A 15,570-nucleotide genomic window follows, 5' to 3' on the forward strand; every position below is an offset into this window, starting at 1 on the left:
TTGAACCCAAAAGGCTTTCTATGCGTCGATAAAATCTTCCGAGTATTCGGAGGAACCTCATTGTATAAAGTCGCCAACTTGGATTTAAATTTCTCAGGTGACTATATATTTTTTATATGGCATGGTGCAACTCCCATAAAGTCTGCGAGAATTCCCCATGAAAAAAGCAGGTACTATTGGAATATTCGGAGTCGCATCGGCGCTGATGATTCCTTTAATCGGAGCGACGATGGGGGCGCAAAACGCGAGTCAAGACTCGATATTTGTCAAATCCGAGAATTTCGGAGATTTGGAAGTAATCTCCAAAATCAAAAATCGGTATGGAAAAAATTTTGATTTTCTCGATTGGAGGGGCTCGGGCGGGAGGCTCGTTGCGCTCAGCTCTAACGGAGAAAGGGTCGATATTTTCCAGAATGAGAAATTGAGCACTTATAGCGGATTCGAGATTTCTCAGTTCAGTGTTCTGCAGAATTCGGCTTATCTAGCAGAGGGCGGGGAAATTGTCGCTTTGACGAGCGAGGCGAATTCAGACCGCTCCGCGGTGATAAATCGCATCGCGATGTTTGAAGTGCGGGAACCGCACAAAAAGCGATTTGTAGCTAGCCACGCTTTGGTTGAGGACCCAAGAATCTCTGTCTATCATTTCGCGATATCAACGGGCTTGCAGCGTCTTGCTCTCTTGGAACGTCATGCGCTGACGAAAGACGAGATCACAAATCGCAAGAAACTCTGGTCTATAAGAGTGATATCTCCGACAGACGGTTCCAAGATTTCAGACATAGATCTCGATGAACTCAAATCGTATGGCTATCCTCAGTCACTAGATATCAGCCCGGACGGAAGAAATCTCGTAGTAGGAACTGATAAGGGGTGGATAACGATTTACGATGCGACGACCGGTCGGGCGCAGAAGAGAGCGCGGGCTTATCCGCAAGGTGGTAAGGCATGCGCGCAAGTAAAATTTAGCCCTGATGGAAAATTTGTTGCAGTCTCCCCGGCAGTTAATGCGATTGCTCCGAGAGAAGCGGCTGGACAATCAAATGGTGATGAGGATTCTCTTGTTGACATCTGGCGCACCGGCGATCTTGGCCACGTGAATTCGTTGTATGGTCGTCAACGGAATGGATCATCAACTCAGTCCTTGTCGTTAGCATGGGATGGATCTGGCAGTAAGATTGCAATGTCCAGTACTACATCCGTCTCTGCCTGGCAGGCTGTGACGCGACGTCCAGAGCTCATTCTCACCCGTACAGTCCCGATTTCAGCGTCGGGCATGGCGAAGTATGCGGTGTCTTCCGTTTCCTTTTCCCCGAAAGGGCATCTGGCGATAGCAGTAGGTGATGAAATTATTGTATATCAGTGAGGTGAGACCATGGCTAATCCTTCGACAACCGACTATTTGACGTTGGCAAATCAGGTTTATAGCAACAATACCGTAGGCCAACCGACATTAGCGCCTGCAGGGTATACTGTGGTGGCGAGCGGCCAAGTTGACACCTCCACTGGTTTTCAAGCAACAGCTTATGCACCGTTAGATAACCCGAATCAGATTATTATTGCATTTGCGGGTACCAGAAACGTTGGGGGAGTTGAAACCGATATTTCCCTTTCGCAAGGCGGGAATCTGCAAGCTAATAATCAAGCACTTTCCTTTGTTAACAGCATTATGGCTGCTAATTCTGACAATCCTAATGCGCAATATTACCTTGTTGGTCATTCTCTCGGCGGTGAAGAGGCTCAGTATGTGAAAGAGCAGCTTGGAGACTCGATAGCCGGAGGCATGACATTTGGCGCGCCAGGGGTTTCGGACTCTCCGGGAAATTTAGGGCTTAACGACGCTAATTGGACCAATTATGCTATTAGCAGTGACGTTATTGCTAATTTTACTCCAGCAAGTGGAGATCATTATGGTAATGTCGTGACGCTAGATGCGCCATTTGTCGCAGCTGGTCTATCGTCAGCTCAGGCGGCGGCGTCTGTCGCTCAGGACGGCAACGTCTCGTCGATCTATTCCACGCTTACTTCGGACGGAACCGGAAAGGGCATAACTGCGGCTCTCGAAAGTCATGTTCTCGATTCTTATCAACAGGCTCTCGGTGCAAACGTCTTTCCTACGGATTACAGCGCAATCCCTGCTATGGTTGATCTATCCGTTTTCGCGGGTGCAAACAATTCGGCTCCCTCTGATAATGGTAGTGAAATCACAGTTGATGGAAATGCCGTGGCGAACGCTGTGTATGGCGGTCAGCTAAATCTTGGTGGCGGACTCACAGTTTCTGTCGTTAATCAGAGCGGCCTGAATCTTCAAAATTCCGACGTCGGTTCGAATATTATCGATGAGGGGTTGAACAACACTTTCTCCACAAATGATGCTACTTTGCAGATGATGTCTAATTTGAATATTTCGATAAATGGAACCAATAACTATATCAATGTGACTCTCGGTGATAACTTGTCGTTCGCAGCAAATGTTTCCAACACAATTGGTGGTTCCGGGACGCCCAGCGATGGAAGCGGCACAGTTATAAATGCATCAAGCGGGGATCAGATTGCGGTCGCAAACCATGGCGATACGGCATACGGGTCTGATGCCACCTTCCTGGTCGCTGCAGGCGAAGGTGAGTTGACCATCAATGGCAACAATGACGCACTTGGCGACGCGCCAGGCGTTTCTATGGCCAACGGTACTTTTGCGTTCAACGGCTCCGGCGAGCTTATTGAGGATGGTGGAAATCGCGTCAGCTTCGGAGATGGCAGCAGTGGCAGTGTCAGCGGCCAGAGCAACGATTTTACGCTCGGCAGCGGTGTCAACCTCTCGGTAGATAGCAATCTCTCCGAGGACGTGAACGGCTCGAACGACGCGATCAATCTTGGAAGCGGAACGACGTTGATTGGCTTGGGGGACAACAATTCGATCAGCCTCTCGGGCGATGCGTCGAGCTCCTCCGGTATCTACCTGGAGTTCCAAGGCTACAACAATTCCGCCAGTCTGAGCGATGGTTTTGTCAACTTCACGCAAGGAAGCGGCAACGACACAGTTTATGGATCCGGGGACACCGTTCTGAATGGAACCGGCGTTAACCTCACTGTCGATGGCAGCAACAACCAGATAGGCTTCAATGGCGATCCTTCGGGTGGCGGTGGCGCGACAATCGGAATCAACGGCGGTGGCGAGAGCATCAATGCGTCATTCGGCGAGACCTTCGACTTTGGGCAAAATAGCTCCGCGACCATTAGTGGTGCCGGTTCCCCCTCCGATGGCAGCGGGGATGTCATCAACGCCTCTGCTGGAGACCAGATTGCAGTTGCCAATCATGGCGACACAGCCTTTGCATCCGATGACACGTTCCTGATTGCCGCCGGTGAAGGAGAATTGACGATCAACGGGAGTGATGTCGTCGTGGGCGACGCTCCTGGTATCGGAAATGGGACGCTCACGCTGAACGGCAGTAACTTTGATCTCGAAGATGGAAACGACACATTCACTCTGGACGGCGACACAAATGTTAACGTCGATGGCGCAGGGGATGTGCTGTATTCCGACAACAATTCCATCGTCGGCAACAGCGGCACCAATTTCAGCCTCTATGGCAACGGTGATACCGTCATTCTCTACGAAAACAGCACGATGCGCCTTGGCGATGATCAGACTGTCTATGTAGAAGGGAGCGGGATCACGATCGATGGCGGGAGTGGTGATACAATTATCGTTGATGGCAGCGATGATTATGTGTCGGCAAGCTATAGCGACATTCAATACAATGGTGATGATGACGCGGCCAGCGGCTCAGGTGACGATGTCAGCGGCGATGGATCGGGCGACACCTATGATGGTTACGGGGACGGCGGGTCGTCGGGGTACGGCTATGGCGGTTCGACAGAAAGCGGAAGTGGTTATTGGGGCTTCTCGTCCAATGGGCTGGGCGATGGAAAGTTCGTCAGTCAACTCGACCTGAATCAGGGGCGAGCTGCGGCGACCGCCAAAGCAGAGGCCTCCTGGACACAGGCTGGAAAGGCAATCTCGGTTGCCACTCAGGGTTCTGGTATCGCTCCATCACTTCTCGAGGCAGGACATTGGACGACTTCGACGGTCACCTGGAGTTTCGGCTCGACGGGAGCATCGGGGACAGGCCAGTTTAGCGGGGCGATACAGTCCATCTATCAAACGGCAATCGAGGAAGCATTCCAGGTATGGGCAGGGGCGACCGGCCTTACGCTTCAGCAGGTGAGCGATCCCAGTACTGCCGATATCCAGATTGGGTGGAATACCTTCGATACCGCTGAGTCGGGGGCACTGGGCTACACGAGCTTCAAAGCGCAGTCGGGCGCCTTGCTTGCTGGCGTAAGTATCAGCCTGGAAGATCCGTTGCAGCAGAGTCTGGTCGCCGCGGAAGATGGATCCTTTACCTACGCACAGACATCGACGACGCTCGAGCAGCTCGCTTTGCATGAAATCGGCCATGCGCTGGGTTTCGCCATAAGTTCGGATCCAACCTCCATTATGTACCCGATACTGGGTTCCCAGAATCTAACGCTCAATGCGCAAGATCAGGCCATGGCGAGCGCACTTTATGGCGGTAGTACGAGCGCGCTTCAGTCTGCCGCTTCGGCGTTGGCTCAAGCGATTGCTTCGTTCACCGCGACCGACACCGCACTGCCCAATATGCTGAGCGTTGCGACAACGAACCAGCCTGCAGTGCAGCTCGTCGGGGCCCATTGAGCTTGAGTTTTTCGGCGGTTCAGTAGCTCTCAGATAGCAAGGAGCCATTTGCTGGGGCATCGCCGGCAGATGGCCCTTGTTACTTGAGGGCCTAGCGGGTCTCGTTATGGCTGGTAACATTTACGCATCCGGTATCGAGGATGCCATTGCAGGGCGCATGGACTCGGCAGAGGAGTTTCTATCTCGATCGGTAATTGGTGCTCCGATGTTCGCCGACAGCCACAACAATCTCGGTGTCGTCCTTCAATCGAGTGGAAAGCACGAAGCGGCTCTTGCCGCTTTCCGCAAAGCGCTCACGATTAAACCGGAATATGCTCTCGCGCTGAGCAATATGGGGGCATCCCTTGCGGCACTTGAGCGGCTTGGAGAGGCTGAGCAGGCTTACCGTCATGCTCTGGCGCTTGATCCGGTGAATGCCATCGCTTTAGGCAACTTCGGTGCGATCCTTATGCGCTGCGGAAAGGCGGTAGAGGCGGAAGGCGCGCTGACGCAAGCTTTGGTTCTTCAACCTGACTTCATCCTGGCAAAGGTCTGCCTGGGTGAGATTTTGCTCTCGGGCGGGCGCGAAGCGCCGGCTCTTCCTCTATGGGCCGAGCTTGTTGAAGCTCAGCCTGATGTTCCTGCCCACAGAATGGCTTTTGCCGCCGCTCTGCGTGCGTGTGAGCGTCCGCAAGAGGCAAAGGCACAGTTGGAGATTGCCCATTCGCTCGACCCGGCCTTGCCTGACGCGATTTTCAGGCTTGGCCGGATGGAGGAAGAACTGGGGGATCTAGATCGCGCCCGGGAACTATTCAGGCGAGCGATCGAGATACGACCGGCTCATTTCGTGTATCACGCCAGCCTCGTCAATGTGGCAAAGCTATCGCAAAATGACCCTGTCTTCCAGGAAATGGAAAAAGCATGCTCTTCCGATGACCCGCTCGAGCTGCAGGAAAAAATCAATCTTTTCTTTGCATTTGGCAAAGCGCTGGACGTTGTGAAGCGTCATGAGGAGAGCTTCGACGTCATTTGCCGTGCCAACGCCCTGCGCAGATCTGCCACCATCTATGATGAGCGAAGGGCTTTGGAGGGCCTCCGTGCCATCCGTCGCGCCTATAGCGCTCCGGTTGCGCGGGGAACGGGTGTATACACTGTTCCAGGCGATCCCATTTTCATCGTTGGAATGCCACGCTCCGGCTCCACGCTCGTGGACCAGATGCTGACGAGCCATTCCGAGGTCGCAAGTGTAGGCGAGAGCAGAGCTTTACCCGAGGCAATCAGGGAATTTCGGAATGACAATCCGGATTGGCAGTTTCCCCGCAACGCGTTGGAAATGACTGAGGCTCAGTGTGGTGCAATCCACCACAATTATACCAGAATCACAGGCAAGATTGCGGTGCAACTGACCGGGAAGACATCGCCTCGAGCGATTTGTGACAAGCTTCTTTCAAATTTCCGATACCTTGGCCTGATCCTGAACGTCTTTCCAAATGCCAAGATCATCCATACCTGTCGAAATCCGATCGACTCCTGCCTTTCCACATTTGGCATCAATTTTGCTGATCAGGCTTTCACTTATGATCTTGGCGAAATCGGGAGATATTATCGCGAATATGCTCTGATGATGCAACATTGGCACAAAGTGCTGCCAGTCGATGCCATTTTAGACGTCCGTTACGAGGATGTGGTTGCAGACACGGAAGGGAGCGCCCGAAGGATACTGGACTTCTGCGGCCTGGAGTGGGACGATGCTTGCCTGCGCTTCCACGAAACAGACCGTCCTGTTCGCACAGCAAGTGTGGCACAGGTGAGGCAACCCATCTATCAGAGCTCGGCCAGGAAATGGCAACCGTCGAAAGAAAAGTTGGAACCGCTGTTGAAGGGATTGGGGCTGCAGAGCGCCAGTCCTTAAGGCCGGATGGCTTGCAGTATGACGGTGGTATGGTGTTCCGGATACACCGCTGGTTGCGGTTTGAACAACATGACAAAGGAAATTTCTGAAAGTCAGGCTTGAGCCGATATGTTGGCGAAGTAGGCTGCTGCATTCTTTTTGAGGCGAACCATCACCACCTTGGGATGATCGCCAACGCGCGCAACTTCGGCGATATCGGAAGCCTCGACCAAGTCGGAAAGGCGCACGAAACCATAGTTGCGAGCGTCAAAGTCCGCCGACTGCTTGGCCAGATGCGCGCCCACGCGAGCCAGATTGGCCCAACCATCCTCGTCGGCTGACGCCGTGATCGCCTTGGCGAGCATGAAGAGGGCTGGATGAGCGAGCGGAGCCTCCTGCTGGCTATGGCGTGTCGCCGTAGTTCTGGGTGGGACACCCTGCTCGGCCTCGGCTTGCCCATTGGAACCGCCCAGCACGTCAAAATAGACGAACTTGTCGCAAGCCGTGATGAATGGCCGCGGGGTCTTGCGCTCCCCGAACCCATAGACCGTCACGCCCTGTTCGCGGATCCGCGCTGCGAGCCGCGCAAAATCGCTGTCGCTTGAAACAATGCAGAAGCTGGCAAAGCGGCCCGTGTAGAGCAGATCCATGGCATCGATGATCATGGCCCCATCGGTCGCGTTCTTGCCGGAGGTGTAGGCGAACTGCTGGATGGGCTGGATGGAGTGCTCAAGCAGACACTGCTTCCAGCCTCCCAGGTTGGGCTTGGTCCAGTCGCCGTAGATCCGCTTGACGCTGGCGGTGCCGTAATTGGCAATCTCGGCCAGCAGCCCTTCGATGATCCTGGGGGACGCATTGTCCCCGTCAATCAGGAGCGCCAGTGGCTGGCTGCTGTCCGTACCCATTCCTGAGGCGCTCCGCTTGCTATCCGATCAGACCTTACTTCTCTCTGGCAGCTTGTTCGACGGTTGTCATGATCGGTGAGATCAACCAGGAGATGATCCTGCGCGATCCGGTGCGGATATCGGCGGTGACACCCATGCCCGAGGACAAAGGCACGGCCTTGCCGTCAGCGATGATGTCGGAACGTGCCAGACGAATTCTCGCGACATAGGTCGGCCCCAGCTTCTGGTCGGGTACGGCATCGCGGCTCAGCGAGAGAACCGTTCCCTTCACGGAACCGTAGCGGGTGAAAGGGAAGGCCTCGATCTTGACCGCAGCCTGCTGGCCCTCATGGACAAAGCCCACATCCTTGTTGAGCACATGGGCCTCAACCTCGATATCGTCATGGGCCGGGACAATGACCATCAGCGTCTTGGCCGGCTCGACCACGCCGCCGATGGTATGGATCTGAAGCTGCTGCACAGTACCGTCTGCCGGCGCCGTCAGCCTGACAAGCCCGGCACGGCGTGTCGCCTTGACCACATCCTCGCGTTTGACGATGGCATCGGTGGCGGCTTTGGTGAGGTCTGCCATGGCCTGGCGACGCGCTGCATCGCGGGTCTGAGCCATTTGCTCGGCATATTTGTGGGCCTCGGAGACCCCGCGTGCTTCCTGAGCCGCGGCTACGTCACGGTCGCCCTGATCGGAACGACGCTGACGCTGCAGTTCGAGCAGACGCATGCCCGGCGCATAGCCCTTGGCATCCAGCCTGTTCATCGCCTCGACCTCATGATCGAGGATCGGCAGCGTGGCGTCCAGCTTCGCCTTGGTGGCAGCCGCCGCTTGAGCATCTGCCATCGAGGAGGAACGGGCTGCACCATAGCCGGTGACGGTCGAGTTCACTTCGGCAAGCTGAGCAGTGATCAGCTGACGCTGCGCCGCCGCCACCGGTTCGGGCGTCCCTTGCGGGGCGACGAAATTGACGCCTTTGCCGTCGAGCGCATCGACATAGGCCCGATTGCGCGCGACCTCGAGTTCGTCGGCGAGCAAGGCCTTCGTGGCCTGGTCAAGCTCGGCGGTCGCCAGGGTCGTGTCGAGTTCGACCAGCACCTGCCCCTTGGTCACGTGATCACCATCACGCACGTGGATGGCGTTGATCACTCCGGAACCGGCCGATTGGACGATCTTGGTTGCCCCCGAGGGGAGGATCTTGCCGCTGGCCGAAGCCACAACATCGACCCGTCCCAGCACGAGCCAGGCGACGGTGATCAGGAGGAAGATCGCCAGCGCCCAGGCGGTGTAGCGCCCGGTGGGCGACACCGGGCGCTCGATGACTTCGAGCGCGGCCGGCAGGAAGGTCGCCTCATGCGAGCCCAGATGGTTGCGGCGACGTTCCTTGTCGGCCTTCAGGGCCTCGCGAATGACGCGCCAGTGGTGAGCCAGAGACATCAGAGGGCCTCCTGCATGGCGTTGAGGCCAGTCTGGCGGCGATGGAGGTCGGCATAGCGGCCTCCGGCGCGCAGCAGCTCCTCATGCGAGCCGTGCTCGACAATGCGCCCTTTCTCAAGCGCGATAATGTGGTCGCATTGCCGGACAGCTGAGAGGCGATGAGCAATGATAACCACGGTGCGTCCCTGAGTGATGGCTTTGAGGTTGTTCTGGATGATCTCCTCGCTCTCGGCATCGAGCGCACTGGTCGCCTCATCGAGAATGAGGATGCGCGGGCCGGTTACCAGAGCGCGGGCAATGGCGAGACGCTGGCGCTGACCGCCGGAGAGATTGGTGCCGCGTTCCTCGACCGGCGTGTCATACCCCGCCGGGAGGCGGACAATGAAATCGTGAGCCCCTGCAAGCTTGGCGGCATGCATCACGGCATCAAGCGGGAGGGCCGGATTGGCCAGAGCAATGTTCTCGCGGATCGATCGATTAAAAAGCAGGTTCTCCTGCAGCACCACGCCAATCTGGCGGCGCAGCCAGGCAGGATCGATCTGGGCGATATCGGTGCCATCGATGGTGACCCGGCCGCCATGCGGCACATAGAGGCGTTGCAGTAGCTTTGTCAGGGTCGATTTGCCTGAACCCGACGAGCCGACGATGCCGAGTGACGTGCCGGCCTGGATCGTCAGGTTGATGCCATCCAGGGTCCAGGGGCCATCGAGGCCGTAACGGAAGCGGACGTCTTCAAAGCCGACCGTGCCGCGGATGGCGGGGAGGGCCGTGCGGCTGCCTGCGCCGGGCTCGGTGGGCTGGTTGAGCACGTCACCCAGGCGGGCGATGGCGATGCGGACCTGCTGGAAATCCTGCCAGAGCTGAGCCATGCGGATCACCGGTCCCGAGACGCGCTGGGCAAACATGTTGAAGGCGACCAGTCCGCCGACAGTCAGCTTGTGCTCGATCACCGCCTGAGCCCCGAAATAGAGGATGGCGGCAAGGTTGAGCTTGGAGATCAGCTGGATGAGCTGGCTTCCGGTGTTGCCCAGATTGATGACCTGCTGGCTGGCCTGGGAATAGCCGGCCAACTGCCGCTCCCAGCGCTCCTGCCATTGCGGCTCGACAGCGCTGGCCTTGACGGTGTTGATCCCCGAGATGCTCTCGACCAGCAGGGCGTTGTTGGCTGCGCCGCGCTCGAATTTCTCCTCAATGCGCGCCTGCAGGGGCTTGGTCACGAAGACGGCGACGGCGATATAGGCCGGGATCGTCAGCACCGAGATGATGAAGAGCTTGACGGAGTAAATCCACATCACGGCAAGGAAAACCACGGTGAAGACCGGATCGACCAGCACGGTCAGCGAGGCATTGGTGAGGAACTCGCGGATGGTTTCAAGCTGTCGCACCCGCATGGCGATATCGCCGACGCGGCGGTTCTCGAAATAGCCAATGGGCAGGCCCATCAGATGGCGGAACAGTTTGGCGCCCAGCTCTACGTCGATCTTCTGGCTGGTTTCGGAATAGAGACGCGTGCGCAGCCATCCGAAAATCGTCTCCCAGATAGAGACAGCGACAAAGCCGATCCCCAGCACGGTCAGCGTGTCGAGCGTCTCATGCACCAGCACCTTATCGACCACATTCTGGAAGAACAGGGGAGAGGCCAGGCCAAGGAGGTTGATGGCCAGGGTGATGAGCAGCACCTCGCCGATCAGCTTGCGGTACTTGACCACCTGCGGAATGAACCAGGTGAAATCGAACTTGCCCGCTTGGCCCAGCATGCTCTCGCGCGTGGTGATGAGGACAAGTTCGCCATCCCAGATGGCCTCAAGCTCGCTCCGGCTGACCTTGCGGACCGGAAGGCCCTGCGTCCCTTCCTCGGGTGTGGTGAGCTGGATCAGCGCTTCATCGTCCTGAACGCGACCGATCAGGAACCAGCCTTGAGGCCCGTTGGCGAGTGCTGGAAGCGGTGTCCGTGCCAGCTTCTCATAGGTGCTGCGCAAGGCCTTGGCCTTCACATCCTTCTGGCCCTTGGCAAGGCGCAGCAGGTCCTGGCTGGTGACGGCGAGATGATGGCCGAGCCCATGGCGCAACTGGCTTGGATCGACAGGCATGCGGTGCATGGCAAGAAGCGCGGCAAAGGCGATCAGCCCGCTCTCATCGCTGGCATGCCCGATCGTCTGTTCAGGCGCCTCGGTGGTCTGGGTGTCGCTCATGGATGCTTCAGGCTCCGATCAGGAAGCGGGCTGCCGGTGGTGCCTGGCAAGGGAATGGCGGGTGGCGTCGTGGCCCATGGCGCCGGGTTGTCCGGGCTCGAAGCCGTGGTTCCGGTCTTGCCGGGGGCAATAGCGGGCGTACCCGCGCCAAGTGGGGGCTGAACCAGACCGGGTTGCGTCGCGTGGGCGCGGTCGATCGTGTCGACGCCGCGCACCAATTCATCCCAGGGCAGGGCCGCCCGGCGCTGGGCGTGACGGAAGTTGGAGTCCGGATTGTAAAGACCGCTTCCCGTCAAAAGGGTACGAGCTTCAAGCAGGCCGATCCGGCGCAGCAGGGTCGCTTCGGCGACATAGAGGTCGTGCTGGGCGGTGACGAGGCCGATCTCGGCATCGCGCAGCGTGCCGTGGGCGTAGAGCACGTCGAAGGTCGAGCGCAGCCCGGCGCGATACTCCTCGAAGGTGCCCTCATCATAGATCTTGGCGGCATCGACCTCCTTGCTGCCCACAGCGATGTTGCGCTGAGCAGTGGCAAGGCCATTCCAAGCGTTGAGGATCGTGCCGACCATCTGGCGGCGTGCCGTCTCAATGCCTATGCGATCTGCGGCATTGCGATCCTCTGCCTGAGCTACAAGGGAGCCGACCCGTCCGCCGTTGGTCAGAGGAATGTTCAGCACCAGACGGCCCTCATAGCTCTGGTCCTGATTGTGAAGGTAATAGGGGATAGCCTGCCCGGTCAGCGTGGCATTGCCTGTCAGGGTAACCGTGGGATGACCTTCGGCGCGTGCCGCGGCGATCTTGGCGCGGGATTCCTTCTCCGTGGAAATGGCCTGAGCCAGATCAGGGCTCAGATCCTGCGCTGTATCGAGCGCTGCATCCACGTTCTCAGGAACATGGGGGAGCGCCGGGGATGGGGCGAGGTTACCTGGATCATGGCCCACCAGCATGGCATAGGTGGCGCGATCCTGCTGCCATTGTTGAACCGTCGAGTTGTATTGGGTGACGGCGAGCTGAAGCTGGGTCTCTGCAAGGCCGATATCGGTGCGGGTGAGTTCGCCGGCCTCGCGGCGGGCCTTCACCTCATCAAGTGTGCCCTGGAGCTGTTTGAGATTGGCGGCGCGCAAGCGCAGTGACTGGGCGTCGCGCCGGATATCGGCATAGGAGGTGATGACCTGCAACAGGAGGTCGCCCTCAGCTCCACGCAGTTGCTGGCGTCCAGCACTGACCTCGGCCAAGGCCGCCTCACGGTCGGCGGTTGCCTTGCCGCCGGTGTACAGCGGCTGATTGGCCGTTCCCGTGACGGTCATCGTCTTGTTGACCACCAGCGGATCATTGGAGAAGCGCTGAGCCAGTGTCAGGCGCCCGTCGATGGTTCGGGTGTAGTCGCCTGAAACTTGAAGGCTGGAGGTAGGGCGGAGCTCGGAGAGAGCCTGGGCGTAGTCCTCATCGCTGGCCCTCAGAGCGTAACGCTGGGCCTGCAGGCTGGGTGCCGTGTGATAGGCCGCATCGAGCGCCTCAGCGAGGGTTTCATCGGCTTCAGGTTCAGGTTCGACGTCGAAGCCGGGCAGGGGAAGGTTCTCCACGGCGCGGCTTGCTGCCCGGCAGCCTTGAGAAACGTGACCGGCACATTTCGTTACGACCGGATTTTGGCGTTCTCCGGGAGCAGCAGCTGATGGATGCGAGGCTGGCGCCCCGGCATCGGCAGCGGTGACGCTGCCAGCAAGTGCCGGGCAGGCCAGGGCAACCGCAAGCGCTGCGGTGAGGGGAGCGTAGCGCAAGGAGATCACTCGACGAAGCTGTGTTCTGGGGTGCAGCCATGCTCCAGGGCAAGGTCATGCAGCTTTGCCAACCCGTCCAATCGGCGCGTGCGCGGGGCCTTGTCCGGGCGGGGCTGGATGGTAACGACCTTGGCCGTCTCCAGGGCTTCGTAAGGAATCCAGACGATACCCATGGCGGCATGGTCCACCGGTCCTCGGTCAACGGAGGTGCTGTGAGCGATCAGCTCGGGCAGATCATCCCGGCTTCTACGCGGAGATGCGCCATCAACCCGATAGGCAGCGTTAGAGACGTTCCAGCCCTTGGGGAAACGAAAGCCAATCGCTCCCATCTGATAAAAAGCATTGCCACCTTTCTCGACTAGGCGACAGGCAATGCCACCGGAAAACTCATTAGCTGAGGTTTCCAGACGCCACCGATCTTGTCGGATTTTCTGATGGGAGACCAGGTGGTGGCGGGAATGAAGCAGGCTAGCCTCGGCAGGCATAACGCCTAGCACGAAACTCGATGCCCCTGTGGTTGCGAAGAGCCCAACATACAACAGGCTGTGTGGAATTCCACGAAGAGCAATCATGATCTTATTTCAGACCTCAAAAAATGGCCGGCCGAAAGAGTGATATTTCCCCTGACCACAAATGGCAGGATTGATGCCGACCTCAGAGTTCGGGAAAGCGTGTTTCGAAATCGCAGGGTGACATGCCGAAATCTTATCAGGGCGTGCATGGCATCGCGGTTGACGCTTCAACCGCCAGCATAACTGCCGAATACCAAGAGCCATCCACCGTTTGAAAACTCTCATAAGCAGCGGCCTGCTACGACCCGGCCAAAGTAGCCCTAGCCGTGACCCTATGGAAAAGCCCCAAGATCGCATGGAAAAGCGAGATTGCTCTGTACGCCACGATTGCCCCCTTTATCGCGCTCCCGCAGCGCTAAGTCGATGCTGACCTTATCTAATTGTAAAAACCCGACAGGCGAAAGGAATATATTTTTCAGAGGGCTATTGTGGGTATATATGACTTCTTTATGTTGCCCTTAGGCATTGGGGGGCAGTGATGTCGAAGGCGCATAGGTTTGTCTGGCGAGGGAGGATTTTTCCATCCGCGCTCGACATTCTTTTGTCGGACGCCGCACAGGTCACGTCGCCAAAAACCTTGCTCATCGGCTGGGAGCTTGGCGGAGGGAACGGGCACATCGAGCGGATGATTCCGGTGGTATCGGCGTACCTCGAGCTAGGATGGCGCGTTGTTATTGCGTCGCGAGATGTGGAGCGTTGCAACCACCGGTTTGCCCATTTGCGAGCTTGCTATCGCGTAGACCGCCTTGCCATAATTGCATGTCCCAGTTTTCGGAAGAAGCCATTCCCGAGTGCGCCGCTTGTTTCATTGGCACAAATCTTTTCATATATGGGCTACTCGGATCGAAACATGGTCGAGCCCCTCGTGAGGCAATGGGAAAAAATTCTAAGACAGATCCGGCCGGATCGAGTTCTGTCAGACTATGCTCCCGCGCTTAACTTGGCTGCGAGAGGACGACTTCCTCTCCTGGTCATCGGTAACGGATGGACCTTGCCGCCAAGCCGCGACGTCGTGCCTGCTATAAATCCGCTCCATTCCATCGCCGAATTTCGGTATCATGAAGAGCAGATCGTGGATGCATGCGTGGGGGCAGTCGGAAGCGGGAGAGCTCCGAGAAGATTCTGCGACCTGCTGAGAGGCGACATCAACGCTATCTGCGTTATCCCCGAACTCGATCCCTATAGGAAGGATCGAGAGGAGCCCTATGTTTGGTCACCCGAAATGCCGACGCCTGCGCCACGCCCGATTACGGAAAGAGATCGTGGTATAGTCTACTTGCCGCCTAATCATCCTCATCGGGATGCAGTAGTTCGGGCTTGCTCCCAGAGTAATCTTCCATTCCGCGGATACTTTGGTGGATTGGGGGCTGGGCAGCATGGGAACCTGAAGATTGAATCATCTATGTTAAATTTCGTCGAAGAAATTCCGAAGTGCAAAGTAGTGATTCATCACGGAGGGCTGAGCACAGCCATGTGGTCAATGGTCAATGCGATTAATCAATGGATAATTCCAGCTGATTTGGAAAAAAAGATCACGAAACTTCTGGTCGATCAAGACATCAAAAATTCCGGGGCCCAAGTCAGCGGAAAATCTGAAAAGAACGAGTGCTGTGAAAATGTTGTATAAAATCATTCGTGGCAAGGTGGCGGAATTATCAATAAATAAAGAAGCATGGGGAAAAATGCTGTATGTCGTCGCCCGATTTCAAATCGGGGGAGTGGAATGTCAGTATATATATCTTCCGGAAGCGGCACTGAAAGACGGGAAACCATTCATTGAGAATGGTGATGTAGTTTCCGTTTGTATGCGACCGGCATTGATCAACTCAAGCCTTGTCTATTATGGTTTCAATGAAACGAAAAGCGTAAAACTCGATAATGATTGGTTGTCGCGATCGATATTGGCCATAGTTTCGGTCACCATGCTTGCTCCGATGATATTCTTCTATCTCCATCAAGCGGGGCTGACCGGAAATTATAACAACCCAATACTGAAAATCTTAATATTTGCGGTTGGGGCATTATCGACTGTCTCCGTCGCTACATTGTTTGATCGCTTAATCGCAATGTATCTCATCTTGAAAAACCGAACCTAACCATTCCAGCCAAA

The 15,570-nt window shown here is 56.8% G+C and carries 10 protein-coding genes; 5 read left to right on the forward strand and 5 right to left on the reverse strand.

Translation table 11 applies throughout. The annotated features are described in order from the left end of the window. Positions 1 to 157: 157 nt before the first annotated feature. The 3 genes from HGK27_RS25175 (at position 158) to HGK27_RS25185 (ending at position 6,611) form a co-directional block, all read left to right on the forward strand. Positions 158 to 1,363 (forward strand): WD40 repeat domain-containing protein, encoded by a 1,206-nt coding sequence (locus HGK27_RS25175; RefSeq protein WP_206243577.1) that lies wholly within the window; start codon positions 158 to 160, stop codon positions 1,361 to 1,363. Between the two features lie 9 nt (positions 1,364 to 1,372). Beyond that, positions 1,373 to 4,720 carry a matrixin family metalloprotease gene (locus HGK27_RS25180; protein WP_206243578.1) on the forward strand — a complete coding sequence of 1,116 codons (3,348 nt, stop codon included), beginning with the start codon at positions 1,373 to 1,375 and terminating at the stop codon, positions 4,718 to 4,720. 106 nt (positions 4,721 to 4,826) lie between these two features. After that, complete coding sequence (locus tag HGK27_RS25185) at positions 4,827 to 6,611, forward strand: tetratricopeptide repeat-containing sulfotransferase family protein (RefSeq protein WP_206243579.1); 1,785 nt, start codon at positions 4,827 to 4,829, stop codon at positions 6,609 to 6,611. A 92-nt stretch (positions 6,612 to 6,703) separates the two neighbouring features. Here the strand turns inward: HGK27_RS25185 and HGK27_RS25190 are convergent, their stop codons facing one another. The 5 genes from HGK27_RS25190 to HGK27_RS25210 all read right to left on the reverse strand — a co-directional run bounded on the left by HGK27_RS25190 (position 6,704) and on the right by HGK27_RS25210 (position 13,460). Then, positions 6,704 to 7,495 carry an NYN domain-containing protein gene (locus HGK27_RS25190; RefSeq protein ID WP_206243580.1) on the reverse strand — a complete coding sequence of 264 codons (792 nt, stop codon included), beginning with the start codon at positions 7,493 to 7,495 and terminating at the stop codon, positions 6,704 to 6,706. A gap of 34 nt (positions 7,496 to 7,529) precedes the next feature. Further along, the gene (locus HGK27_RS25195; protein ID WP_206243581.1) at positions 7,530 to 8,921 is read right to left on the reverse strand and encodes an HlyD family type I secretion periplasmic adaptor subunit; all 1,392 of its coding nucleotides are present in this window, start codon (positions 8,919 to 8,921) and stop codon (positions 7,530 to 7,532) included. Beyond that, on the reverse strand, positions 8,921 to 11,113 hold the full coding sequence (locus tag HGK27_RS25200; RefSeq protein ID WP_206243582.1) for a type I secretion system permease/ATPase: 2,193 nt from the start codon (positions 11,111 to 11,113) through the stop codon (positions 8,921 to 8,923). The genes HGK27_RS25195 and HGK27_RS25200 overlap by 1 nt, the downstream gene beginning before the upstream one ends. Continuing rightward, the gene (locus HGK27_RS25205) at positions 11,110 to 12,693 is read right to left on the reverse strand and encodes a TolC family protein (protein ID WP_206243583.1); all 1,584 of its coding nucleotides are present in this window, start codon (positions 12,691 to 12,693) and stop codon (positions 11,110 to 11,112) included. Before HGK27_RS25205 ends, HGK27_RS25200 begins: the two co-directional genes overlap by 4 nt. Positions 12,694 to 12,893: 200 nt before the next feature. Continuing rightward, the gene (locus HGK27_RS25210) at positions 12,894 to 13,460 is read right to left on the reverse strand and encodes a hypothetical protein (protein WP_206243584.1); all 567 of its coding nucleotides are present in this window, start codon (positions 13,458 to 13,460) and stop codon (positions 12,894 to 12,896) included. 478 nt (positions 13,461 to 13,938) lie between these two features. Here HGK27_RS25210 and HGK27_RS25215 point away from each other — a divergent pair, with 478 nt between their 5' ends. Together HGK27_RS25215 and HGK27_RS25220 are read left to right on the forward strand one after the other, a co-directional pair. Continuing rightward, on the forward strand, positions 13,939 to 15,087 hold the full coding sequence (locus HGK27_RS25215) for a hypothetical protein (protein WP_206243585.1): 1,149 nt from the start codon (positions 13,939 to 13,941) through the stop codon (positions 15,085 to 15,087). Further along, complete coding sequence (locus HGK27_RS25220; protein WP_206243586.1) at positions 15,071 to 15,556, forward strand: hypothetical protein; 486 nt, start codon at positions 15,071 to 15,073, stop codon at positions 15,554 to 15,556. Before HGK27_RS25215 ends, HGK27_RS25220 begins: the two co-directional genes overlap by 17 nt. Positions 15,557 to 15,570 lie beyond the last annotated feature (14 nt).

Source organism: Novosphingobium terrae (assembly GCF_017163935.1).
GTDB classification, from domain to species: domain Bacteria; phylum Pseudomonadota; class Alphaproteobacteria; order Sphingomonadales; family Sphingomonadaceae; genus Novosphingobium; species Novosphingobium terrae.